This window comes from Micromonospora craterilacus (assembly GCF_003236315.1).
GTDB lineage: Bacteria > Actinomycetota > Actinomycetes > Mycobacteriales > Micromonosporaceae > Micromonospora > Micromonospora craterilacus.
This window is the reverse complement of sequence record NZ_POTY01000597.1, coordinates 1-399: the sequence shown is the minus strand read 5'-3', so window position 1 is coordinate 399 and position 399 is coordinate 1. Positions and strand designations below refer to the sequence as shown.

The window sequence follows — 399 nt, the reverse complement described above, 5'->3', positions numbered from 1 at the left end:
GCCCGGTTCCGTGCTGACAACCAGCGCGAACCGACGCAGGACGAAGAGGCAAAGATCCGCGCGTGGGTGCTGCAGAACGTGCGCGGCACGGTGCAGGCCGACATCCTCAAGGAAGACCAGGGGCAGAACACCTGCATCTTCTCGACGGAGTTTTCGCTCAAGGTGATGGGCGATATCCAGGAATATTTCGTGCACCACCAGGTGCGCAATTTCTACTCGGTGTCGATCTCGGGCTACCACATCGCCGAGGCGGGCGCCAACCCGATCTCGCAACTCGCATTCACGCTCGCCAACGGTTTCACGTATGTGGAGGCGTACCTCGCGCGCGGCATGCACATCGATGACTTTGCGCCGAACCTGTCGTTCTTCTTCTCCAACGGGATGGACCCGGAATACAGC

The 399-nt window shown here is 60.4% G+C and carries 1 protein-coding gene; it reads left to right on the top strand.

Features of this window, described 5'->3' with window-relative positions; genetic code table 11:
- Nucleotides 1–399: methylmalonyl-CoA mutase family protein (locus C1I95_RS34620; protein ID WP_233514089.1), on the top strand; the 399-nt coding region annotated here is incomplete at both ends.